Here is a 21,774-nt window from a genome sequence, read left to right on the forward strand (position 1 = left end):
TCCGTTTGCGCTGGCATTCCCCTGAAAAACAGCTGTAAGCCCATCCGGGAAGAGCGATACCGATTCAGTATCGGGCCAGTGATTTCCGCGGAGTATCTGGGGATAATAACCGGCACAGAACATCCCCCAAGGTGCAAAGCGAACCGGTGATCGTGTGAACCGGCGTCCCTCCGCCGACCGACGGGTCTGGTCCGTCACGACGGCCACCCTCGTCGCCCTCATCATGGCCCTGGCCCTGCCCGGGGCGCTCTCCGCGAACGACGCCACCCTGACCCCCGACACGGCGCTCCTCAACCAGCTGTCCGCCCGGTCCCACCTGACGCTTCCACCCTTCGCCCCGGTCACCGCCCCGGCGGAGGGCGGAAGCGCACTGCCCCCGGACGAGCGGGCCGCCCTCACCGAGCGGATCGCGGCCATCGACGCCGAACACGGAGCGCACTTCGGGATCGCGGTCCAGGACCTGCGCACCGGGACGACCTTCAGCTACAACCCGCACCACCGGTTCCCCACCGCGAGCGTGGCCAAGCTGACCCTCCTCACCATGCTCCACATGCAGGCCGCGGAGGAGGGCCGCGAACTCACCGCCACCGAGCGTGCCCAGGCCGAACAGATGATCCGGTACAGCGACAACTCCGTCACCGACGAGCTCTACTCCCGGTTGGGCTTCACCGACGGCTTCGTCCGCCACGCGGGCAACCTCGGGTTCACTGGTACCGAACCCCACCCGGGCGGCAGCTGGGGGTCCACCATGACCACCCCCGCCGACCAGGTCCGCCTGCTGCGCGCCCTGTACACCGACGAAGGCCCGTTCTCCCCGCAGGACCGCGCCCACGTCCGCGGACTCATGGAGGGCGTGGCGCCCGAACAGGCCTGGGGCGTGTCCGCGGCGGCCGCGGCCGGGGACACCGTCGGGCTCAAGAACGGCTGGACCCCGAGGACCTCCAACGGCGGCCTGTGGAACGTCAACAGCGTCGGGTACGTCAGCGGACCCGACCACGAGTACCTCGTGGCGGTCCTGTCCGACGGCAACCCCGACTACACCTCGGGCGTCGCCCTCCTGGAGCTGCTGGTCACCGAGGTCACCGCGGCCATCGAGGCCCCCGACACCTCTGAGAACCCCGGCTCCCCCGAGACCACCGTCACCGCCCGCTAGATCGTTGATGGGGTGCGGCGGCTCACCGGGTGCCGGGTGCCAGGGACCGGGTCCACAGCCTTCTTCCCCCGGCCCGCACGCAACTCCGAAGATGATCTTGCTACCAGAAGCAAGTTCGGCGCCGAACTTGCTTCTGGTAGCAAGATCATCGGGGATATGAGGGTTTTGGAAGCACAGGGCAGACCACCGGTAGCCGACGGGGTGGCCGGAACCGGCCACCCCGTTCGCGGCCTCTTACACAGCGGCGCCCCGTCGGAGTTCTCCGACGGGGCGCCGCTCGCTGTTCCGCCGAGGGCGGGCAGCCAAGCCCGGGGGCCGTTAGTCCAGCGGACCACCCGCGACATACAGGACCTGCCCGGAAACGAACCCGGCGTCCTCACCGCTGAAGAAAGCGACGGCGTTGGCGATGTCCTCCGGTTGGCCGACCCTTTGGACCGGAATCTCCGAGGTCTTGAAGGCCTTCATGTCCTCGTACTTGACGCCGATCCGCTCGGCGGTGGCGCGAGTCATCGCGGTCTCGATGAACCCGGGTGCGACCGCGTTGCAGGTGATGCCGAACTTGCCCAGCTCGATCGCGAGGGTCTTGGTGAAGCCCTGCAGACCCGCCTTGGCGGCCGAGTAGTTGGCCTGGCCGCGGTTGCCCAGCGCCGAGGAGCTGGACAGGTTCACGATCCGGCCCCACTTGGCCTCGGTCATGTGGGCCTGGGCGGCCTTGGCCATCAGGAACGAACCACGCAGGTGGACGTTCATGACGGTGTCCCAGTCGTCGGCGGACATCTTGAACAGGAGGTTGTCGCGCAGTACCCCCGCGTTGTTCACGAGGATGGCGGGCGGGCCGAGCCGCTCGGCCACGGTGTCGACGGCAGCGGTCACCTGGTCGGCGTCGGAGACGTCACAGCCCACCGCGACGGCCTTGCCGCCGTCGGCCGTGATGCGGTCCACGACCTCCTGGGCGTCGGACTCCTTCAGGTCCAGCACGGCCACCGAGCGGCCCTCACGGGCCAGACGCTCGGCGACCCCGGCACCGATACCGCGGGCCGCGCCGGTCACGATCGCCACACGAGGCGTTGGGGACATGGTGTTACCTCCATAATTCACGTGGTGGGCGCAAGGGAATCCTATCCGCATGCCTACCGGTCGGTACGTGCCCGGGGGGTGCTTGCTGAGCACTTTCGAAACGTTCGGGTAACGCTTTCGCGGCAGCTCGGCGATACCTCTCACCTGCGGCCCGGCAAACCTTTCGGGTTCGTGTCCCCGTTTGCCTGCACTTTGTCGAACAGTGGCTTACGATTGCCGTCTAGACCGAGATGCACGTGCATTCGGGCCGTGCACCAGCACGAGCTTTCCGCCGTTCGAGGTTGTTCGGCACCGCGCGACACCGTTCGACGCCGTGAGACCCGTTCGACGGTGGACCGGAGTGCGCGGCCTCAGTGAGGAGTGAAGGGCATGGAGTGTGCGGAGGCGGTGGCGAAGCCTGCCGGTGCCTGGTGGCTCAGGGTCTTGACCCACAGCTCGCGCCGCTGGAACACACCGGTCTGCGGTGACCGGCACGACGCCGTCACGTGGACCTTCGAACCCCGTCCCAGGGCGGTGTCCGCCGCCCGCGAGATTTCCGCGGCTCTACTCCTCGAATGGGAGATGGAGTACTTGTCCGGTGATGTCGCGGTGGTTGTTTCCGAATTGGTCACCAATGCGGTGCGGCACGGCGGACCTCTGGTCTTGACAAGGCAGGATGAGCCCGGTATTCAGCTCTCCCTGATGCGGAGCGGTAGTGAATTCATCTGTGCCGTTCGTGATGGCGGAGATCGCTTGCCCCGGAGAAGGGAAGCCGATCCGACCATGGAGGGCGGCCGAGGGCTTGCCCTGGTGAGCGCTTTCGCGCGAGAGTGGGGAGTGATTCCCACGCCGTCCGGCGGAAAGTTCGTTTGGGCGCAATTCGTGTGAGTCGATGACAGGGAGCCCGTTCTCGGGCGCCGTCCGGACGAAGGGCCCCGGTGGGGCATCCTGCCCGGCGGTCCTGGGCGCCGGAGGGATGAGCGGTATCGATCCGTGGGTGGAACGAGGCGCTGGCTATACCGTGTACGTGTAGTGTCCTGAACGCGCGGCAATGGGGCCGGGCGACCCGATACCCTTGTTCGGAGAATGTACAGAGAGGCGGCGAAGGTGGATATCGCTCAATTGCGGCAGGGGCGTGGCCCCACCGTGCGCCGTGTGCTCCTCGGGGCGAAGCTGAGGATGTTTCGGGAGCGCGGCGGCATCACACGTGAGGCCGCAGGGGAGAGGATTCGCGCTTCCGCGTCCAAGATCAGCCGGATGGAACTCGGCCGGGTCGGTTTCAAGCCCCGTGATATCGAGGACCTCCTGGAGTTGTACAACGTCACGGACCCCAAGGTCCTGGCGGAATTCCGGGAAGCGGTGTCGGAATCCAACCGGCCCGGATGGTGGAAGGAGTACGGCGACTTCCTGCCCAAGTGGTTCATCCGCTACGTGGGCTTCGAGGAGGCCGCCGACCAGATCCGCATCTACGAGTCCCAGTTCATCCCCGGTCTGCTGCAGACCGAGGGGTACGCCCGTGAGATCATCTCGGGCGGATCCGAGCCGGACCCGGTGGTCGAGCAGCGCCTCCAGGCCAGACTCACCAGACAGAAGCACCTCGAGGACGTCAGTAAGCGCATCTGGGTCATCCTCGACGAGGCGGCCGTGCGCCGGCCCATCGGAGGCCGGGAACGCGGCCCGGAGATCATGCCTGGCCAGCTGCGCCACCTGATCCACCTGTGCGAGAACTACAAGAACGTCACGTTGCAGATCGTCCCCTTCGAGGTGGGCGCGCACGCCGCGGAGGCCGGTTCCTTCACCGTCCTGCGCTACGACGACCACACACTCACCGACATCGTCTGGATCGAGCGGCTCACCGACGGTGAGGTCATGGACAAGCCGACCGAGGTCGAGATCTACAGCAAGGCCATGACCAGGCTCAGCGTCTCGGCGGCCACTCCCGACGAAACCCTCTCCATGCTCAAGGACATGCTCAAGGACCTCGAAGAGGGCTGAGCGGGAACGCGGGAAGAGCCTGAGCACAGACCCGCCCAGACACCCCAGAAGCGGCGCCGTGAACCCTGACCGGCGCTGTTTTCGTCTCGGGGTGTACGCAGAGTGAAGGGCCCCGTCAGCTGCGGACGGAGCCCCTCCTGTTGGGAAACCCCCTGCGGCCTGGGAGAGAGCAAGAGTGTGGCTTACCAGGCCGCGGACGACGCACCGCCCCAGGGCGCGTCAACCGGGTCTCGGGGGTGGCCGGTGGGTGTTCCGCGATACGGGGCGCGGAACACGCCCCAGGGCGTGTCCGTCGGACACTAGCCCAGCAGGTTGTCGAAGTCGCCGTCCTTGGCGCCCAGGATGAGGCAGTCGATCTCCTCCTGGGTGTAGACCAGGGCCGGGCCGGTCGGGAAGCGCGAATTGCGTACCGCGATCGAACCGTCGTTCAGGCGGGCCATCTCGACGCAGGCGCCCTGAGAGTTGCTGCGCTTGGCCTTCTGCCAGGCGGCCTCGGTCAGTTCGGTCGCGCGGATGCCGTTGTGTGCGGTCATTTCTGCTAGCTCCTTGAGTTCTCTGAGGGGATGTGCGTGCCGATGCACTGACAGATGCACGTGCATCAGCACTGTCACTCTCACGAGCATAGCGTGACCATGGCCACTTGTCCGGGAGTTTCGAAGGATGTAAGCGGCATGTAATCGGAGGGCGGCCCGACCGTCGATCCAACCTCCTGTCCTTGCAGGTCAGAGGCGATATGACGATCTCAGAACCGTTCTCCCGAAAAGTACTCCGTGCCGAATTCCCTGTGGTAGCGAAAGACCCCGCCGGGGGTTCCGGCGGGGCCTGGGGCCGAAGGTGACACTGGTCCCGAAAGCACTCTCCGAATGTCTTTTCCGGGAGGCCGGGGGCCTGGAGCGTCCTGGAGGTCTGGTGTTATTCGCAGGCGAGCGCCGTGGACAGCGCGTCGAGGTTGCCGAGCATGATCGACGGGTAGTCGTCACCGGGCGACTGGTCGGTCACGCCCTCCAGCGGGTCGAGTACCTCCACCTGGGCGCCGGTCTCGGCGGCGATGGTGTCCGCGGTGGCGGCGGGCATCAGGGGTTCGGTGAAGATCGTGCTGATGTCGCGCTCGTTGACGATGTCGGTGATCGCCGCGATCTGCGCGGGGGAGGGCTCGGTGTCGGGGTCCACCCCGCTGACCCCGATCTGCTCCAGGCCGTACTGTTCGGTGAGGTAGGTGAAGGCGGTGTGCCCCACGACCACCTCGCGGTGCTCGCAGGAGGCCAGGCCGCTCTCGTAGGCCTCGCCGATGGTGGCGAGCTCGGCGGCGACGCGCTCGGCGCCCTCCTGGTACTGGTCGGCGCCGTCCGGGTTGACCTCGCCCATCCGCTCGGCCAGGGCCTCGGCGGTCTCCGTCATGAGCTCGACGTCCAGCCAGAAGTGCGGGTCGTAGTCGCCGTGGTCGTGGTCGTGCCCGTCCTCCTCGGCGTGCTCGTCGTCCTCGTCCTCATGGCCGTGATCGTGGTCGTGGTCATGGCCGTGGTCGTCGTCCTCATCGTGCCCGTGCGCATCCGCAGCGGGGCGGAGCTCGACGATGTCGGCGACGTTGAGCGCGGTCTCGGCGGCCTCCTGGTCGACGGCCTCGTCCACGGCGGGCTGGAGGCCTTCGATGTAGAAGGCGATGTCGGCCTCGCTGACCTCGGCGATCTGTCGGCCGGTCAGCTCCAGGTCGTGCGGCTCGGCGCCCGGCTCGGTGAGCTGGACGACGGCGACGCTGTCCCCGCCGATCTCCTGGGCCAGCCACTCCAGGGGGTAGACGCCGGTGACGAGGGTCAGGGCCGCCTCGGCGGGCGGGGTCGCGGCGTCATCGGCCGCTTCTTCGTCGGTTCCGCAGCCGGCGGCGATCATGAGTGTGGCTGCCCCGAGGGCGGCAGCTCGCACGATGGGAGTTCTCATGACCCCCATCATCGGGACAATGAAAACGGTTGTCAATTTATCTGCTTTGCCCGTGCTGCCCTGACCTGCCCGGAAGGGGCGAGAGGTCCGAACCCGGTGCCTGTCCGGCACCGCCCTGCCCGCTCGCGCCCCGGCTCGGTCAGCTGCTCTCGGCGAACCGCTCCACGTCCTTCGTGCGACCGGCCACCACGATCACGTCTCCCTTGTGCAGCACGGTCTCCTCCGTCGCGTAGGTGAAGGACGCCCCCACCCGTTTCACCGACACCACGGTGATCCCGAAGCGCTGCCTGACCTTCGTCTCCCTGAGGGAGCGTCCGATCAGGGTCTGGGGGGCCTTGGTCTTGATCAGCGAGAACCCCTCCTCCAGCTCCACGTAGTCGAGCATGCGCCCGGACACCAGGTGGGCCACCCGCTCTCCCATGTCGTGTTCGGGAAGGACGACGTGGTGGGCGCCGACCTGTTCGAGGATCCGGCCGTGCCGCCTGCTGGTGGCCTTGGCCCAGATGTCCTTGACCCCCAGGTCGACCAGCTGCGAGGTGGTGAGGATGCTCTCCTCCAGATGGGTCCCGATGGCGACCACGGCCCTGCTGAACTGGGCCGCGCCGATCTGTCGCAGGGCCTCGTCGTCGGTGGAGTCGGCGATCACGGTGTGGGTCAGCGATTCCCCGAAGATCTGGACGACACGGGGGCTGGAGTCCACCCCCAGGACCTCCCAGCCGTGGTTGACCAGCTCCAGGGCCAGCGAGCTGCCGAACCGGCCGAGCCCGATGACCAGGATGCGTTTGTCTGAGAGCTTGTTGTCTTGCGGCACTTGGTACTACCTCTTGTGTAGGGCGGCCTCAGCCGATCATCGGGCGGGCTTCGGGCAGGTCGTAACGGCGTTTGCGCTCACGGAAGGCCAGCGCTGTCGCGAAGGTGACCGGGCCGATGCGCCCCGCGATCATGAGGAACGAGAGCGTCAGTTGGGCCCAGGGCTCCAGGTCGGGGGTGATTCCGGTGGAGAGGCCGACCACGCCCACGGCGGACACCACCTCGAAGAGCGTCTGCATGAAGGTGAACGGGGTGGTGTGCAGGAAGAAGACCGTGGTGAAAGCCACCACGGTCATCGACAGGAAGGTCAGGCTCAGCGACTGGCGGATCACGTCCGGGGCGAGCCTGCGGCCGAACACGTGCACTCGGGTGTGGGCTCTGGCCTCGGACCACACCACGAGGAAGAGCACGGCGAGCGTCGCGACCTTGATCCCGCCCGCGGTTCCCGCGCTGCCGTTGCCCACGAACATCATCATGATCGTCAGGAACAGCGTGGAGTCGTACATCGCGCCGGTCTCGGTGACGTTGAAGCCGCCGCTGCGCGGCATGACCCCGTGGAAGAAGCCGTCGGAGACCTTGGCCCACCAGTGCAGTTCACCGAGGGTCCTCGGGTTGTTCCACTCCATGAGGATGATCAGGAACGCGGTCACACCGAAGAGCAGGCCGCTGGTGATGACGGTGATCTTGGTGTGCAGCCCCCATTGCTGCGGGGTCCGCCAGTGGTGGCGCATCTCCAGCAGAACGGGAAAACCGATCCCGCCGAGGATCACGGCCATCGCCACCGTGAACAGGATGATCCCGTCGCCTGAGAACTGGCTGAGGCTGTCGTCGTACAGGGACAGACCCGCGTTGTTGAACGCGGAGACGGAGTGGAAGAGCCCGGAGTAGAGGGCGTCGCCCAGCTCCAAACCGTGGCCCAGCCACATCCGCGGCGTGATGATCAGGAACACCACGGCCTCGATCGTGAGGCAGACGATGACGACTCGGCCCACGAGGCTGCGGACGTCCCCGACCGCCTGGGCCCGGTTCTCCGCCTGCACGTTGAGCTGCATGCGCAGGCTGAAGCGGTGGATGAGGGCGGCGCCCAGGAGCGAGGCCAGCGTCATGATGCCGATCCCGCCCACCTGGATGAGCGCGAGCACCACGAGCTGGCCGAAGAGCGACAGGTCGTGGCCGATGGAGATCACCGTGAGCCCGCACACGGCGAGTGAGGTGGTCGAGGTGAAGGTCGCCTCGACGAAGGTCAGCTGCTCCTCACCGCTCGTCGCGGCAGGCGTCATGAGGAGTCCAGCACCCAGGAGGTCGACCAGCACGAACATCAGCAGGAAGGCTCGGGCTGGCTTGCCCCACGTGGTGCGGTGCTTCTGCAGGGGAGGCAGGTCCTTGCGCCTGCCGAGGGGGACCCGGGCGTTGATCCAGAGGGATCTCACCCGTTCGAGTACTGCCACCAACACCCGAGTCCTCGACTGCCTGGGCGCGGTGGATTTCCACCACATGATCCCGTCCTCACCTGTCGTCACTAGCTGGGGTTTCACACAACCCGCGCAATTCTGCCAGATGAGAGGGACCGCCGAGCTGACGCTCGGCCGCGCCCGGACTCAGGGGTGTCGGGCCCCTTCGTGGTCGGCGTGGCCCGGCGGCTCCAGCTGGAGAGTGGAGTGCTCCACGTCGAAGTGCCCGGTCAGGCACTCGTGCAGTTCGTCGAGCATCCTCCCGCTGTCGCGCAGGTCCTCCTCGGCGACCACCACGTGCGCGGACATCACCGGGACCCCGGACGTGATGGTCCAGGCGTGCAGGTCGTGCACGTCGATCACCGCCGGGTGGCCCATGAGGTGTTCGCGGACCTGGTTCAGGTCCATCCCCTTGGGGGTGGCCTCCAACAGGATGTGCACGGCCTCCTTCAGCAGCGACCACGCGCGGGGCACGATGATCGCGGCGATACCCAGTGAGACCAGGGTGTCCGCCTGCTGCCAGCCGGTGAGCCACACGATCAGACCGCCCGTGATGACACCGACAGAGGCCAGCGCGTCGCTCATCACCTCCAGGTAGGCGCCCTTGACGTTGAGGCTCTCCTTGGCGCCTGAGCGCAGGATGAGCAGCGCCACGATGTTCATCACCAGGCCGAAGGCCGCGACGACCACCATCCCGAGCCCGGAGACCGCGGCGGGTTCACGGAGCCGGTCGACGGCCTCCACCACGATGAAGGCGCACAGCGCGAAGAGCACGATCGCGTTGACCGCGGCGGCGAGGATCTCGGCTCTTTGGAATCCGAAGGTGCGTTTGCTGGTGGCGGGCCGGGCGGCGATCCACACCGCGGCCAGCGCCAGGGCGACCCCGAAGGAGTCGGTCACGGTGTGCCCGGCGTCGGCGAGCAGGGCCAGGCTGCCGCTGAAGGCGGCTCCGGTGACCTGAACGGCAGCGACGACGAGCATCATGCCCAGCACCAGCGCCAGCTTCCTGCTGTTGGCGGCCCCGGCGGTGATCGGGCCGTGGTCGTGTCCCGCGCCCATGGGTTCCCTCCTCGGTTCTGGGTGCGGCGACGGCACCGTGAGCAATAGTTCAGCCTTTACTGTTTATACAGCGATGGCTGTCTATACAGCAAACGATGTACAATGATTTTCATGTTGACCTCAGAGCAGCGTCTCTCCGCGATCCAGCGCCTGGGCCGCGCCCTGTCCGACCCCACCCGGTGCCGTCTCCTGCTCGCCCTGCTGGAGGGTCCGGACTACCCGGCCGGGCTCGCCGACCGCCTCGAACTCACCAGGCAGAACGTCTCCAACCACCTCGCCTGCCTGCGCGACTGCGGCCTGGTCCGTACCCAGGCCCGTGGCCGCCAGGTCAGCTACGAACTCGTCGACGCCTCCCTCGCCCATGCCCTGGAGGACCTGCTCGGTGTTGTCTGGGGCGCCACGCAGCCCCACGAGCCCTTGGGGTCCCACTCCTCCGAAGCCCAGCCCGCCGAGCCCCGGAAGTGATCCCTGGGAGTCAGGAAGTAATCCTCGGCAGGCAACCAGGGGAACAGGCCCCGACTGCCCGAGTCACCGCGCCGCGCCGGCCCGAAGCCACCACTGGAACCCGGGGCTCCGCGGCCTCCGGTCCCATTTTCCGGATGGCCGGAATCAGCCATGTGATGTCCGTTACAGGCCATGGCTGGTTCGGGGGCGTGAAGGCCCACCTCAGCCGGGGGAATCTCCGACTTCAGGAAAACGTCCCTAACTTTGGTCGGGTGGAACCCTGACAGAAGGCTGACATGTCCCTGAGAGATCCCTGAACCGGGCCGGGTCGGCTCAGCTTCCGATATAACGCGACGTATGGTGAGTGGTGCGCCCGGCGGATGCGCGCCCTTCGACAGGGCCCCGCACCACGCGGATGAACACCTTGCGTCCCCCCACACCACGACCTCGCGGATCGGCACCGAGACCGAGCCAGTGAGTGCGCGCTCGACGACGAACGCCGCACATCCCGGTCCGGCCGTCCCACACACGGCGAGCTAGGAGCGAGCACCTCTCATGTCCAGACAGGCCTCGACGGCCCTCGGCGCGGAGCGACCCCTTCCCGGGTCCTTCGCCCACCAGGCGGAAGGGACGAACGCGTGAACCGGCTATCGGTCATGTCGCTCGCAAACCGGGCGCTGGTCCTCCTCATCACCTTGGCCGTCCTGCTCTTCGGCGTGCTCGCCGCGGTGTCGTCCAAGCGCGAGCTCTTCCCCGAGTTCTCCCTCCCGATGGTGATGGTCTCCGGCCAGTACAACGGCGCGACCCCCCAGGTGGTCGAGGGACAGGTCACCGAACCCCTCGAGCAGGCCCTCCAGGGGGTGGAGGGCATCAACACGATCTCCTCCACCTCCAGTACCGGCTCGGCGCAGATCATGGCGGAGTTCGACTACGGCCGCGACCAGGACGCCCTGGTCCGCGAGACCCAGGTCGCCGTCGACCAGATCTCCGGGATGCTCCCCGACGACGTCAGCACCTCCGTCATGGCCATGAGCACGGACATGATGCCGGTGATGATGCTGGCCGCCAGCACCGAGAACGGCGATCAGCAGGCGATGGCCTCCTCGATCGAGAACGTCCTCATCCCCGAGCTGGAGTCGGTCCCGGGCGTCCGCTCGGCCAACCTGATCGGAGTCCCCGACCAGCGGGTCGAGGTCACCCCGGACGAGGACGAGCTCGCCGACGCCGGGGTCACCACTGAGGACGTCTCCGACGCGCTGGAGTCCAGCGGCCTGCTCATGGCTGGCGGCACCATCGACGAGGACGGCCGCAGCCTGAGCGTCACCACCGGTGACCAGCTCACCACCCTCGATCAGATCGAGGACGTGTGGGTGCAGCCCTCGCAGGGCGTCGACCAGTCGGCCGCCATGCCCGGTGCCCCGCCCGCCCCTGCGCCCTCCCCGGTCCAGCTCTCCGAGGTCGCCGACGTCGAGATGGTGACCGAGGACTCCTCCTCCATCGCTCGCCTGGACGGAAACCCCAGCGTCGCGCTCATGGTCATGGCGACCCCCGACGGCAATACCGTCGAGATCTCCGAGGGGGTCCAGGGCGTGCTCGACGAGCGGTCCGACCTGCTCGGCGACGACATCAACCTGTCCGTCGTCTTCGACCAGGCGCCCTTCATCAACGACTCGATCACCGACATGTTCGAGGCCGGCGGCTACGGTCTGGCCGCGGCGGTCATCGTGATCCTGGTCTTCATGCTCTCCATCCGCTCCACCCTGGTGGTGGCGGTGTCCATCCCGGTGTCGGTCCTGGTGGCCTTCATCGGGATCCAGGCCTTCGGGTTCACCCTGAACCTGCTCACCCTCGCGGCGATCACCATCGCGATCGGCCGGGTGGTGGACGACTCCATCGTGGTGCTGGAGAACATCCGCAGACACATGGACTACGGCAAGGAACGGATGACCGCCGCCAAGGACGGTGTCCGCGAGGTCGCCACCGCCGTGGCCTCCTCCTCCCTGGCCACCATCGCCGTGTTCCTGCCGCTGGCCTTCGTCGGCGGCATGGTCGGTGAGATCTTCATGCCGTTCGCCGTGACCAGCAGCCTCGCCCTCGGGGGTTCGCTGCTCGTCGCCCTGACCATCACCCCGGTCCTGTGCTACTGGTTCCTGCGGCCCGCCGAGGTCGGCGACGCCACCCGCGAGGAGGTCCAGCGCAAGGCCCGTGAGCGGGAGATGCGCGCTCCGCTCCAGCGCGCCTACCTGCCGGTCATCCGCTGGATCACCACCAAGCGCAAGACCGCCACGGTCCTCACCCTGGCCGCGTCGGTGCTCATCTTCGTCGGCACCCTCGCGATGGCCGCCAACTCCGAGACGGACTGGCTGGGCGAGGCCGAGGAGAACACCTACACGGTCATCCAGGAGCTCGATCCGGGCATGTCCCTGGAGGCCGCGGACGCCGAGGCCGTCAAGGTCGAGGAAGCCCTGGCCGGGATGGCCTGGATCGACACCTACCAGGTCAACATCGGCGGCAACCCGCTGATGGGTGGAGGCGGCGACCAGATCGACTACACGATCACCGCCGATCCCGACACCGACCAGCTCCGCAACCGCGACGTCCTGCGCGACACCTTCGCCGACCTCGACACCGAGTACGAGCCCCGTCTGGACTCCACCGGCGGCATGGGCGGAGCCGGCATCGAGGTCCGCGTGACCGCCGAGGACCAGGCGACCCTGGCCGAGGCGGCCGGGATGATCGAGGACGAGCTGCGCGGGATCGACGGCGCGGACGACGTCACCAGCGGCATCTCCGCTTCGCAGCCGGCGCTCGAGGTCCACGTCGACGCTGAGGAGGCCGCCGAGTTCGGTCTCAACGAGGCGATGGTCGGTCAGACGGTCGCCGCGGCCTTCAACGGCCAGAGCGTCGGCAACGCCACCATCGACGACATCCGCCGCGACGTCGTCGTCCTGGTCCAGGACGCCCCGCAGACCGTGGCCGAGCTCGAGGAACTGCCGATCTTCACGCCCGCCGGGCAGGAGATCGAACTCGGCGAGGTCGCCGAGGTCACCGAGGTCCAGCAACCGCCGGAGCTCACCCGCATCGACGGCGTCACCAGCACCACGGTGTCGGCCAACCCGACCGCCTCCGACCTCGGCGCGGTCAGCATGGAGATCACCACGGCCCTGGACGGCATGGACCTGCCCTCGGGTGCCACCGCCAGCCTCGGCGGGGTCAGCCAGGACCAGACCGAGGGCTTCGCCCAGCTGGGTCTGGCGCTGCTCGCCGCGATCATCATCTGCTACCTGATCATGGTCGCGACGTTCAAGAGCCTGATGCAGCCGCTCATGCTGCTCATCTCGGTCCCGTTCGCCGCCACCGGTTCGCTGGGCCTGCTGATGCTGACCGGCACCCCGATCGGCGCCGCGGCCCTCATCGGCATGGTGATGCTCATCGGCATCGTGATCACCAACGCCATCGTGCTGATGGACCTGATCAACCAGAACCAGAAGAAGGGGATGGAACTCAGCCAGGCCATCGTGGAGGGAGCCAGGCACCGCCTGCGCCCCATCCTGATGACGGCCGCCGGTACCATCGCCGCACTGATCCCGATGGCCACAGGGCTGGCAGGCGGAGGAGCGTTCATCTCCGCCCCCGTCGCCCTCGTGGTGATCGGCGGTCTGGTCACCTCGACCCTGCTCACCCTGATCCTGGTCCCGGTCCTCTACCAGCTGGTGGAGGTGCGCCGCCACAGGCGCGAGGCCAAGGCGGCCGCCCGCTACGAGCGCCGCCGCGCCAAGCTCCGGGCCAAGGCTCAGGCCAAGGCCGCCAGCAACGGCAGCACCGCCGAGGGCGAGACCGGAGAGGCCCCGGAGGAGAAGGACGGCGCCGGCTCCGAGGAGCCCGCCGAGGAGCCCGCCAACAAGTAGGCCCCACAACCGCATGAGAGAGGGCGCCCCGCACCGGAAGTTTCCGCGCGGGGCGCCCTTCGCCGTGCCGGTGGTTCAGGAGGTACTCAGGGGGCACTGAGGAGGTCAGTGCCTGTCCCGCACCGGATTCTGTGCCGGCTCCTCTCGGCGGGGGCCGGGCCGCACAGCCGGAGTACGGGTGAAGAAGAAGCCCAGGGGGAGGGCGAGCACGACGGGGGAGTAGAAGAACCCGATCGAGGCGCCGGTGATGACCACCAACACCGTCACCAGGGCGGCGCACATCCACACCGCCGGACGCAGGTAGTGCGGCGGTACCGCGAGGGGGACCGCGGCCACGAGGGTGGCCAGGCCGCCCCAGAGCGCCACCGGGCCGGGTTGGCCGGTGAGGAACATCAGCGGCAGCGTCGCGGTCAGCGCGAGCGCGGGCGCGATGAGGAGGGGTGTTCGTCCCCTGTGGATTGGTCGCATCGTCGCTTTCCCATCGGGTCGGCAGTAGTGACACGCCCGGGCGCGGGGGTGGGCGAGATGATCGGAAAGAGCTGTGAAACAGGGGATTCCGGGCCCTTCCTCTGTGTCACCGGGATGTCGATTTGTGCTATCTCTCCATAAGGAGCAGAAAGCGCAGGTCAAGACCTTTTTTCGAAGATTTTGCCATCACGCCGCCATCACTTTGTAACCCTGCTTCGTGAACGTCCGGTTGAGCACCTTGATGGCGTTGCTGGTGGACCCCTGTAGGAGGTGCCAGTAGACACGCTCTGTAGTTGCCGAGTTCCGGTGGCCCAAGATCTTGGCCACCTGGGGGAGCGACAACTGGGCGTCCTGAATAGCCCGTGAAGCGAATGCGTGCCGCAGCCAGTGGAACGTGAACTCATCCGGGAGCTCCGCTGCTCCCACGCCGTCACGGAAGTCCTGATAGAACATCGTTAGGTTGGCATAGAGCCCGAGCTTACCCGGGCACAACTGACCAGTCTCCGGCGTACTGTACCGGGCGATGTGGTCAGCCAGTTTCTCCCGCAGGTAGTCCGTCACGGGGATGTCCCTGTACTGGTGAGCCTTACGGCGCTTGAGGGGCACCAGGGTGTTGACGTCCTTCACCTGTCGGTTGATGCGCAGGACGGCGCCTTCGTCGGTCTCGATGATCTGGTCTCGGCGCACCGCCAGGGACTCACCGATACGGAGTCCGCCCGCATACCCGAGGTACACAGCGATCTGCCAAGGCTCGAAGATCCGGCTCGCCAGAATGTCCACCTGTTCCAGCGTGGGGGAGACGAAGACCCGGGACTCCACGTGCTCGGGGAGCTGGACACCAGCACAAGGGCTGCTCTCGACAATCTTGCTCGCCTTGAGGTCCTTGAAGACAGCGGCAACGGCAATGTAGATCGAGGCGACCGTGTTCGCGGCATACCCCTCCTCGATCTTCCCAGCGACCAGCGACTTGACGTGCTCCCGCGTAACCTCCGTCTCCTGAAGCGACCCGAAGGAAGTCCCACCCAGGTCGAACCCGTAGATATGGGTTCGCAGGTTGCTCCGGTAGCTGATCGTGGTGCTATCCGGCCCCACCCGCTGCTCAAGAAACTTCTCGGCTGCCTCCTGGAAGCTCCGCCCCTTTCTTCGGGGCGCCTTCACCACCTCTTGGACCGCGTGAGCACCCTCGACCTTCGCCGCCCAGCGGTTGGCGGCACCCCAATGGTCCCCGTCGTAGTCCTTCTTCTTGAAGGTCAGGGTCTGGAGCTTCGAGCCACGGCCACCGTTGCGCCACTGCACCGTGGCGGAGTGATCACACTTCTTCCAGACGCGGATCTTCTTCTTCTCGTCGCTGAGGCCCTTGGCGCAGGGGCAGCGCTTGAAAACCGAGGCCATCAGACGACCGTGTTCCGGGTGAGGTAGTCCTCCACCGAGCGCTCACGGAAGCGCAGGTGCTTGCCAACGCGGATTCCCTTGAGCCCCCACGACTTCCAACAGGCGTAAACCGTCTTCTTCGGAACGGCGAGGTACTCGGAAACATCCTCAGGGGTCATGAGGCGGTTCGATCCTCCGAGCGACACGGTCTCTCACTTTCTAGTCAGGATGTGGAGCTTCCCCGAAAGGCGGGGGAGCGGCTTGGTTCTTCTCGAACGGAGTCTCGCCGAAGTCCGCGAGGTGCCGGACCGCACGCTCCACGTCGACGTAGGGGGCGATGCCCGCCGGACGTGAGTGGAGGTGGAAGTCCAGCAGTTGACGACGCAGCGTCTCCGGGTCTCGGGAGGCCCCTGGGGGCCACTGCCCGTCAACCCACCGCCAGGCGTCATGTGCCGCGACCTCACCGAGGCCCGTCACCTCGACCTCGCCCGCCGCAGTCGGCGGGAGCAGGAACGCGCTGGGGGACACCTGCAACGCTGCGGCCAGAGCCATGAGGTCGTCGGTATCGACCCGGCGCTTTCCGTGCTCGATTCTGGTGACGGCTCCCGCAGTGAACGGGCGGTCATGCTCCTCGGTGAGTAGCTCGGCCAGCTTGGTGGTGCTGAGCCCTCGCGCGGCGCGTAGGCGCTTGAGGTTGGCAGCCACCTGCTGCCCTGTGGGTCCGAGCTCGTTCGCTCGGCGGCCTTGATTCGGGTTCTCGCTCATCTTGAGAGTGTCCCAGCCCAACATGGTGGCCACGGCGTACCTCCTTCCTTCTCGTTACTACTCAATCATCATGGTTGCATCTTGACTCATCTTGATAGAAGCTGAAGTCAAGAAAGAAGGGACGCCACAGCGCCCCACGCCTAACCGATGGCCCCGGTACAGCGCTGCAACGCCGCACCAGGGCCTACTCGAACCCTGAGACCGCAGGAAACGAGCATGAACGATCGTATCGTCGCCGCCCTCGAAGCGGCCACCACAATCCCCTGGTGGGACCTCACCCCCCTCCTCACAGGGGTAGCTCTCATCGCCCTCCTCCTCATCCGCTTCATCGCCTCCGCAGTACGCGCCATCCGAGATCTATCGGAGGAGAAGCGCGACACCACCATCCAACTCCTCCTCACCATCGGCTTCCTCGTGGTGGTCGGCGCACTAGTAGCCGAAGGCATCATCGGATTCGCCCGCGACGAGATGGGCCTCGGCCCCGTCCTCAGCGTCGCCGTGTTCATCGGCATCGACGGCGTGGCCGGATTCTTCGCGCACACCGCCTACCGGTGGGCCAAGGTCGGAGGGAGGGCCTTGTTTCCCCGGGCGATGGTCATCCTCATCATCACCGGCTCCGCCTGGTTCCAATGGATTCACGCAGCCGACCTCGCCTTGGCCGCGCAAGTGGCCCGAGCCGGGATGCCACTCATCGCCGCCCTACTCCTGGAAACCCTGCTGGTCTCCCGCAGGAAGTCGTGGAAGCAGGCCCAGACGACCACAGGAACCTCCGTTCCCCGAGCGCGGTGGCTGTGGGACCCGATCGGTTCAGCGGGTATCACCCGACGCCAGCAGCTCTGGGCCGTGCCGGACTGGGAGGACGCCCTCGAACTCCACATGATCCGCCTCGAAGCGATCCAACGCCTGCGCCGAGAGTTCGGACCCTTCTGGGCATGGAAGGTGCCCGCTACCGTCGCAGTGCGCCTCCGCAAGGGATTCCGAGTGCCCGACGCCGCCGCGATGGTGGACGACATCATCACCGAGCACCAGAGCCAGGAACGTTCGCAACAGGCCAACGATCTCACGGACTTGCTTGAGATCCCCCCGGCCCGCGACCCGCGCGTCTTCGAGAAGGCCGTGAAGGCCGAAACGGAAGCGATCCTCGCTTACCGACAGCGGCTCTCCGAACGGGACCTGTGCACTGCCTACGGGGTACCGACTACCAACCGCCGATGGGCGAAGCAGGTCAAGAAGGAAGCTGCAAGCCGCGCGGAAGAGAAGCGATCTTCAGCGCCTACGGACCCTGTCCCCGCCTGATGCAAAACAGGTGACCCCTGGGATGTTGCCCGGGGGTCACCGCTGAACAGGGTGTTACAAGGCGATCAGGGCACCTCAGAGCCTCCCCTGTGCTGGCAGAGAGCGCCACCTCCTCAGTTGGCGGTCTATGTTGCCGACCGCAGCCCAACGCCCTGTCGCCTTGGCCACCGTCAGTTACCGCCAAGCTAGGGGAGTGGGTCGGATTTTGCGGGGATGGCAGCCATGCCCGTGTCCGAAGAAGCTGGCAGGGCGAAGAGCCCGAGCCGCTACCCACGCCTTCTCCAGCGTGCTCTCGTGCGGTATCTAAAGGTAAAGATATCGGTTCAGCTCTGGACGGATTGGCTCTGGCGGGGGATCCTCGCAGTAGGGATACAACTTATCCTGGTCGCCCAATAGTAAAGCCTCGGTTACGCGGAGTTCAGCAAGCGATGCGAGGTGGTAAAATGGTTCGCGTTGACTCTTTGGCTCATGAAATTGGAATTTTGCGCCAAGGGAATTTGGATGGGGATGTCTATCCTGGTCCCGCCAATGAGCTCTGGAGGTTGGAGGAGCAGCCCGTATCAGGAGCCAGAGTGCATGCGCTTTTTGGTCCCCTGGTTCACTACACGCTCGCTGAATATCTAAGTGTAATACTGTCGAGTCAAATTGGCAGAGACGACAAGGGTGTGCACCTGACTCCAATTGCTTACGCGGGATGCATTGCGCCATATCGACTTGGCCTTCCGGGCGGTGTGGACGCTTGGATTTTGTTGGATGTATCAGAAGTAGAAGAGCTGTGGGGGCCAGGCAGGGCGCGCCCAGGGAGGCCTCCATGGGAAGGTGGGGCAATTGAATTCTTTTCCCAGTCTCCCATTGGTTTGAGTGCGATGCAAGATTACGGAAAGATCAATACCTGTGGTGATTTCTGATGGGTGATCCCAGGGTTATTTCCATGGCGGAAGATACAATAAATAGTGCATTGGAGAGGAGTCTTATACCTGAGCCGAGGAAGCCAGTTCGCGCATGGGATGGGGTGCGGCACGCCTGGATTCTTCGGAGGCATGGTAAAGATAGTCCCGTGTACAGGGAAGTAATTATTGCGCTAGAGGAGTTTCCTGCCTATGCCGCCGGCACGGAAGGGGTGAAATCAGTAACCTTGAGCTTGACGGCATCCGCCTGGTCGACGGAAAATAGGCGAGCGGCTCAGCATAGAGAGATCTATGCAAGGTCCATAAGTGAGCCGACGGCCTTTCCTTCCCCCAAGGAGCTTCAGGATTTGATTAACTGGGCATGGAGTGAGGTGGAAAGCTTGGCCGACGATATGCCGCAAAGCATCGGGAAAATAAATGAAATTCTTGATCAGATGGAACAGTAAGAATGCCTCCGGGATGATCGGAACTACCACGGCCCCTGACCGGACCTAATCGGAGCAGGTCTGTGAGGCGCTGCGGGGGACGAGGATCAGATCTTCCTATGAGCAGGAGGACAGCGTTCACACGGTTACGTCAGGCGCTCTCCTCGACATGAGAGTACGTATCGCCTGTTCGTAGATCGCCTGTGCGACGGGGATGGTGTCAAGGCACACTCGTTCGTCTGTGGCATGCAGCCCCTCGTAGACGGGCCCGAATCCGGCCGTGGCCGGGACGTTCAGCCCGGCGAGGTAGTTGCCGATGTTCGACGGCCCCGCGACCTTTGCCTCAAGCTGAACCCCGTGCGCGGCGGCAGCCCCCACCAGAGCCGATCGTAGAGGCGACTCCTCTGGCAGGGCGTAGGCGGGCCAACGGGTGTGCGCCTCCACCAGGGTCGGTGCAGTGTCCGGCCAGTCCGCATCGACCTTGGCCACCACCGCCGCCACGAGGTCTGCGGCCTCGTCTTCTGCGAACGCGGCGGTAGTGCGCACGTCCACGTTCACTGTGCACAGGTCCGGTACCACCGAGAACCCCTCACCCGCTCCGATCGCGGTCACGGTCAGTTTGCCTGGCCCGAACCCTTCGGCTGCCCCGGGCATCGGTTCACTCTCCAACGCTCGGATGATCGCAGAGGCCTTGCTGATCGCGTTCGCCGTCGACTTGCTTCCACCCGAGTGCGATGCCACACCATGCACCCGAAGCCGTACCCGGTACACCCCCCGCCCGCCGATGACGAGCTTGTCCATGCCGGGGTAACCGATCATTACCCCGCCGATGTCGGGGGGAGTGTCCTGTGCAGCGAAGTAACGTTTGGCCCCACCAAAGCCGCCGGTGTGTTCGTCCAGGTCGAACAGGAGCACCAGGTCCCCACACAGGGCATCGGCTTCGGCTCTTAGATGCGCGGCCAGGTGGCAGAACATGGCTACCGCGACCTTGGAGTCAGCGGCTCCGCGTCCCCACAACCATCCGTCCCGGATCGTGCCGCTGGTGGGCGAGTGCGTCCAGGCGTGCTCATCCCCGAACGGCGCGGTGTCCAGGCAGGCGTCCAGCACCCACGTGGGTCCCGGGCGCTGGCCGTGCACGGCCGCGGTGAGGGCGACGGCCGCGCCGGTGCCGTCGCGCAGCACCTTCGGGTCCAGGCCGCGCTCGTCCATCCAACCGCTCAGGTGGGCGATGGCGTCGTCATAGTGGTCGATGCCGCCGCGAGTGGGGATACGCACCAGGTCCCGAGTCAGTGCTAGGACCGAGCCCAAGTCGGTCTGGGATCGACGCAGAGCGGGCGAGGTGTGAGGGTCGATCATGCAGGGTCCTGGTGGTGTGAGGTGGCAGGGTCGAGCTGGTGCAGGGCATCGGAGGTTTCTACCCGGGTGGCGGCGGCGTAGCACTGGCGGGCGTGGTCCAGCAGTCGCGCGGCTGCTTGCGGACCCAGCAGCACACCGGAATCGAACCCGTAGGCGCTGGTGAGGGAGGGTATGGGGACGACGGCGGCGTGCTCAGAGGCAACGAAGAACCTCTCGGGCATGTCCTGTTCGGGACGGATCAAGCCGATGTGGAGCGTCTTCATTCCCAGTGATCGGTCGGCGGGGTCGCGGATCTCCAACAACCGCCCCAGATGGGCGTGCAAGGTCTCGTTGCGGGGTGGGCCAAAGAGTAGCCGGTAGTGGACCAGGGCGGGTTGGGCGGTGAGCGTCTTCTCGATGACCTCCAGGTAGGTGAGGTCCCTGGACCGGGATCCGGCCACGGCCAGGTGCGAGACGGCCGCGCGGGCGACCTCCATCATGGCTTCGCGCAGGTCGCGGGGGCCGCTGACCAGGTGGGGTGTGTCCTGGTCGGTGCCCGCGCCGTCCTGGTGGGAGAACAGCTCACCGACGGGCCGGTCGTAGTAGTCAGCGAGCAGGGCCCGGTAACGGCGGCTGGTGGTGTGGCGGCCGCGTTCCCATCCCGAGAGCATGCTCGGGGTGACCCCGCTGGCCCCGGTGGGTGAGCGGTGGTCCAGTTCTGCGCACACTTGTTCCAGGGTGGCGCCGCTATCGGTCCGGGCCTGGCGTAACGGACTGGGGTGGGGGGCTGGTGGTGTCATGCACCACGTCCTCGATTAGGGGGCCGGGGTCTCGACGGTGGTCTGGCGGACAAGCGGGGTCGACACAAGTTTGTCGCACACCGCCCTCCACGCCGGGTGGCGGTCGACGATCGTGTATCCCTGAGGCGGGTGGAAGCCGTCGAGCATCCCGTCGAGTTCAGCGGCGGTGAATCCCTCGTACTCACGTACCCGGCGGATCGGCATCGCATACCCCACCTTCTTGCCGTCGCGAGCCAGGTAAGGCTCGACGGTCGCGCCGTTGCCCGGCCGCATCCGCTCGGCGATGGAGGCAATCGCCTCGGGGGTGTCCTCGATCGCCGGGGCCAGATCGATGACCGCCGCCAACTTCGAGGCCGGAGCGGTCAGATACACAAACCACTCGACGGGGACGCCGGTCAGAAACCGGCGTCGGAACTCGTGGTCCTTCTCCCCGGCCCACATCAGCTCGTACCACTCAGCGTCCAGCGACATCACCACACGGACCGGCTCGGGGTCGGGGATGGCCACATCGAACAGGGTGTCGTCCACAGCAAGTTCCTCACAAGACTCGGTAGCGGTGGGGGTCACAGTAACGGTGGACGCGGCTGTGCCGCAG

At 66.3% G+C, this 21,774-nt stretch carries 21 protein-coding genes; 8 read left to right on the top strand and 13 right to left on the bottom strand.

Annotation, left to right across the window (positions count from 1 at the left end; all coding sequences use genetic code 11):
* Positions 1-154 precede the first annotated feature (154 nt).
* Positions 155-1,153 carry a serine hydrolase gene (locus tag NE857_RS08880; protein ID WP_254420541.1) on the top strand — a complete coding sequence of 333 codons (999 nt, stop codon included), beginning with the start codon at positions 155-157 and terminating at the stop codon, positions 1,151-1,153.
* A 318-nt stretch (positions 1,154-1,471) separates the two neighbouring features.
* Here the strand turns inward: NE857_RS08880 and fabG are convergent, their stop codons facing one another.
* Complete coding sequence (gene fabG / locus NE857_RS08885; protein ID WP_254420542.1) at positions 1,472-2,230, bottom strand: 3-oxoacyl-ACP reductase FabG; 759 nt, start codon at positions 2,228-2,230, stop codon at positions 1,472-1,474.
* Between the two features lie 369 nt (positions 2,231-2,599).
* On the opposite strand from fabG, the gene NE857_RS08890 reads away from it, so the two are divergent.
* Together NE857_RS08890 and NE857_RS08895 are read left to right on the top strand one after the other, a co-directional pair.
* The gene (locus NE857_RS08890; RefSeq protein WP_254420543.1) at positions 2,600-3,097 is read left to right on the top strand and encodes an ATP-binding protein; all 498 of its coding nucleotides are present in this window, start codon (positions 2,600-2,602) and stop codon (positions 3,095-3,097) included.
* Positions 3,098-3,364: 267 nt separating this feature from the next.
* Positions 3,365-4,204, top strand: a complete 840-nt coding sequence (locus NE857_RS08895) for a helix-turn-helix domain-containing protein (RefSeq protein WP_039831413.1) — start codon at positions 3,365-3,367, stop codon at positions 4,202-4,204.
* Positions 4,205-4,503: 299 nt separating this feature from the next.
* Here NE857_RS08895 and NE857_RS08900 read toward each other — a convergent pair whose 3' ends face one another.
* The 5 genes from NE857_RS08900 to NE857_RS08920 form a co-directional block, all read right to left on the bottom strand.
* Positions 4,504-4,737 carry a DUF397 domain-containing protein gene (locus tag NE857_RS08900; protein ID WP_017581987.1) on the bottom strand — a complete coding sequence of 78 codons (234 nt, stop codon included), beginning with the start codon at positions 4,735-4,737 and terminating at the stop codon, positions 4,504-4,506.
* 379 nt (positions 4,738-5,116) lie between these two features.
* Positions 5,117-6,139: a metal ABC transporter substrate-binding protein gene (locus tag NE857_RS08905; RefSeq protein WP_254420544.1), complete on the bottom strand. Its 1,023-nt coding sequence runs from the start codon at positions 6,137-6,139 to the stop codon at positions 5,117-5,119.
* A gap of 139 nt (positions 6,140-6,278) precedes the next feature.
* Complete coding sequence (locus NE857_RS08910; protein WP_254420545.1) at positions 6,279-6,950, bottom strand: potassium channel family protein; 672 nt, start codon at positions 6,948-6,950, stop codon at positions 6,279-6,281.
* Between the two features lie 28 nt (positions 6,951-6,978).
* Positions 6,979-8,403: a TrkH family potassium uptake protein gene (locus tag NE857_RS08915; protein WP_425572149.1), complete on the bottom strand. Its 1,425-nt coding sequence runs from the start codon at positions 8,401-8,403 to the stop codon at positions 6,979-6,981.
* Positions 8,404-8,547: 144 nt separating this feature from the next.
* On the bottom strand, positions 8,548-9,459 hold the full coding sequence (locus NE857_RS08920) for a cation diffusion facilitator family transporter (RefSeq protein WP_254420546.1): 912 nt from the start codon (positions 9,457-9,459) through the stop codon (positions 8,548-8,550).
* Positions 9,460-9,570: 111 nt separating this feature from the next.
* Between NE857_RS08920 and cmtR the strand changes: the two genes are divergently transcribed.
* Positions 9,571-9,924 carry a Cd(II)/Pb(II)-sensing metalloregulatory transcriptional regulator CmtR gene (cmtR, locus tag NE857_RS08925; RefSeq protein ID WP_254420547.1) on the top strand — a complete coding sequence of 118 codons (354 nt, stop codon included), beginning with the start codon at positions 9,571-9,573 and terminating at the stop codon, positions 9,922-9,924.
* 635 nt (positions 9,925-10,559) lie between these two features.
* Positions 10,560-13,811, top strand: coding sequence for an efflux RND transporter permease subunit (locus NE857_RS08930; protein ID WP_254420548.1), 3,252 nt, complete (start codon positions 10,560-10,562; stop codon positions 13,809-13,811).
* Positions 13,812-13,916: 105 nt separating this feature from the next.
* Here NE857_RS08930 and NE857_RS08935 read toward each other — a convergent pair whose 3' ends face one another.
* The 4 genes from NE857_RS08935 to NE857_RS08950 all read right to left on the bottom strand — a co-directional run bounded on the left by NE857_RS08935 (position 13,917) and on the right by NE857_RS08950 (position 16,439).
* Positions 13,917-14,279: a hypothetical protein gene (locus tag NE857_RS08935; RefSeq protein WP_254420549.1), complete on the bottom strand. Its 363-nt coding sequence runs from the start codon at positions 14,277-14,279 to the stop codon at positions 13,917-13,919.
* 186 nt (positions 14,280-14,465) lie between these two features.
* A complete protein-coding gene (locus NE857_RS08940; protein WP_254420550.1) occupies positions 14,466-15,671 on the bottom strand; it encodes a tyrosine-type recombinase/integrase in 1,206 nt (401 codons plus the stop codon).
* Positions 15,671-15,829 (bottom strand): helix-turn-helix domain-containing protein, encoded by a 159-nt coding sequence (locus NE857_RS08945; RefSeq protein WP_184370932.1) that lies wholly within the window; start codon positions 15,827-15,829, stop codon positions 15,671-15,673. Before NE857_RS08945 ends, NE857_RS08940 begins: the two co-directional genes overlap by 1 nt.
* Before the next feature lie 40 nt (positions 15,830-15,869).
* Complete coding sequence (locus tag NE857_RS08950; RefSeq protein WP_254421920.1) at positions 15,870-16,439, bottom strand: helix-turn-helix domain-containing protein; 570 nt, start codon at positions 16,437-16,439, stop codon at positions 15,870-15,872.
* Between the two features lie 192 nt (positions 16,440-16,631).
* On the opposite strand from NE857_RS08950, the gene NE857_RS08955 reads away from it, so the two are divergent.
* The 3 genes from NE857_RS08955 (at position 16,632) to NE857_RS08965 (ending at position 19,065) form a co-directional block, all read left to right on the top strand.
* Positions 16,632-17,711 carry a DUF2637 domain-containing protein gene (locus NE857_RS08955; RefSeq protein ID WP_254420551.1) on the top strand — a complete coding sequence of 360 codons (1,080 nt, stop codon included), beginning with the start codon at positions 16,632-16,634 and terminating at the stop codon, positions 17,709-17,711.
* A 443-nt stretch (positions 17,712-18,154) separates the two neighbouring features.
* Positions 18,155-18,619, top strand: coding sequence for a hypothetical protein (locus NE857_RS08960; RefSeq protein WP_254420552.1), 465 nt, complete (start codon positions 18,155-18,157; stop codon positions 18,617-18,619).
* Positions 18,620-18,768: 149 nt separating this feature from the next.
* Complete coding sequence (locus NE857_RS08965; protein ID WP_254420553.1) at positions 18,769-19,065, top strand: hypothetical protein; 297 nt, start codon at positions 18,769-18,771, stop codon at positions 19,063-19,065.
* A gap of 117 nt (positions 19,066-19,182) precedes the next feature.
* Here the strand turns inward: NE857_RS08965 and NE857_RS08970 are convergent, their stop codons facing one another.
* The 3 genes from NE857_RS08970 to NE857_RS08980 form a co-directional block, all read right to left on the bottom strand.
* Positions 19,183-20,400 (bottom strand): M20 family metallopeptidase, encoded by a 1,218-nt coding sequence (locus tag NE857_RS08970; protein WP_254420554.1) that lies wholly within the window; start codon positions 20,398-20,400, stop codon positions 19,183-19,185.
* Positions 20,397-21,107 (bottom strand): helix-turn-helix domain-containing protein, encoded by a 711-nt coding sequence (locus NE857_RS08975; protein ID WP_254420555.1) that lies wholly within the window; start codon positions 21,105-21,107, stop codon positions 20,397-20,399. Before NE857_RS08975 ends, NE857_RS08970 begins: the two co-directional genes overlap by 4 nt.
* An 87-nt stretch (positions 21,108-21,194) precedes the next feature.
* Positions 21,195-21,707, bottom strand: a complete 513-nt coding sequence (locus NE857_RS08980; RefSeq protein ID WP_254420556.1) for a hypothetical protein — start codon at positions 21,705-21,707, stop codon at positions 21,195-21,197.
* Between the last annotated feature and the right edge of the window lie 67 nt (positions 21,708-21,774).

It is taken from the genome of Nocardiopsis exhalans, from assembly GCF_024134545.1.
GTDB lineage: Bacteria > Actinomycetota > Actinomycetes > Streptosporangiales > Streptosporangiaceae > Nocardiopsis > Nocardiopsis exhalans.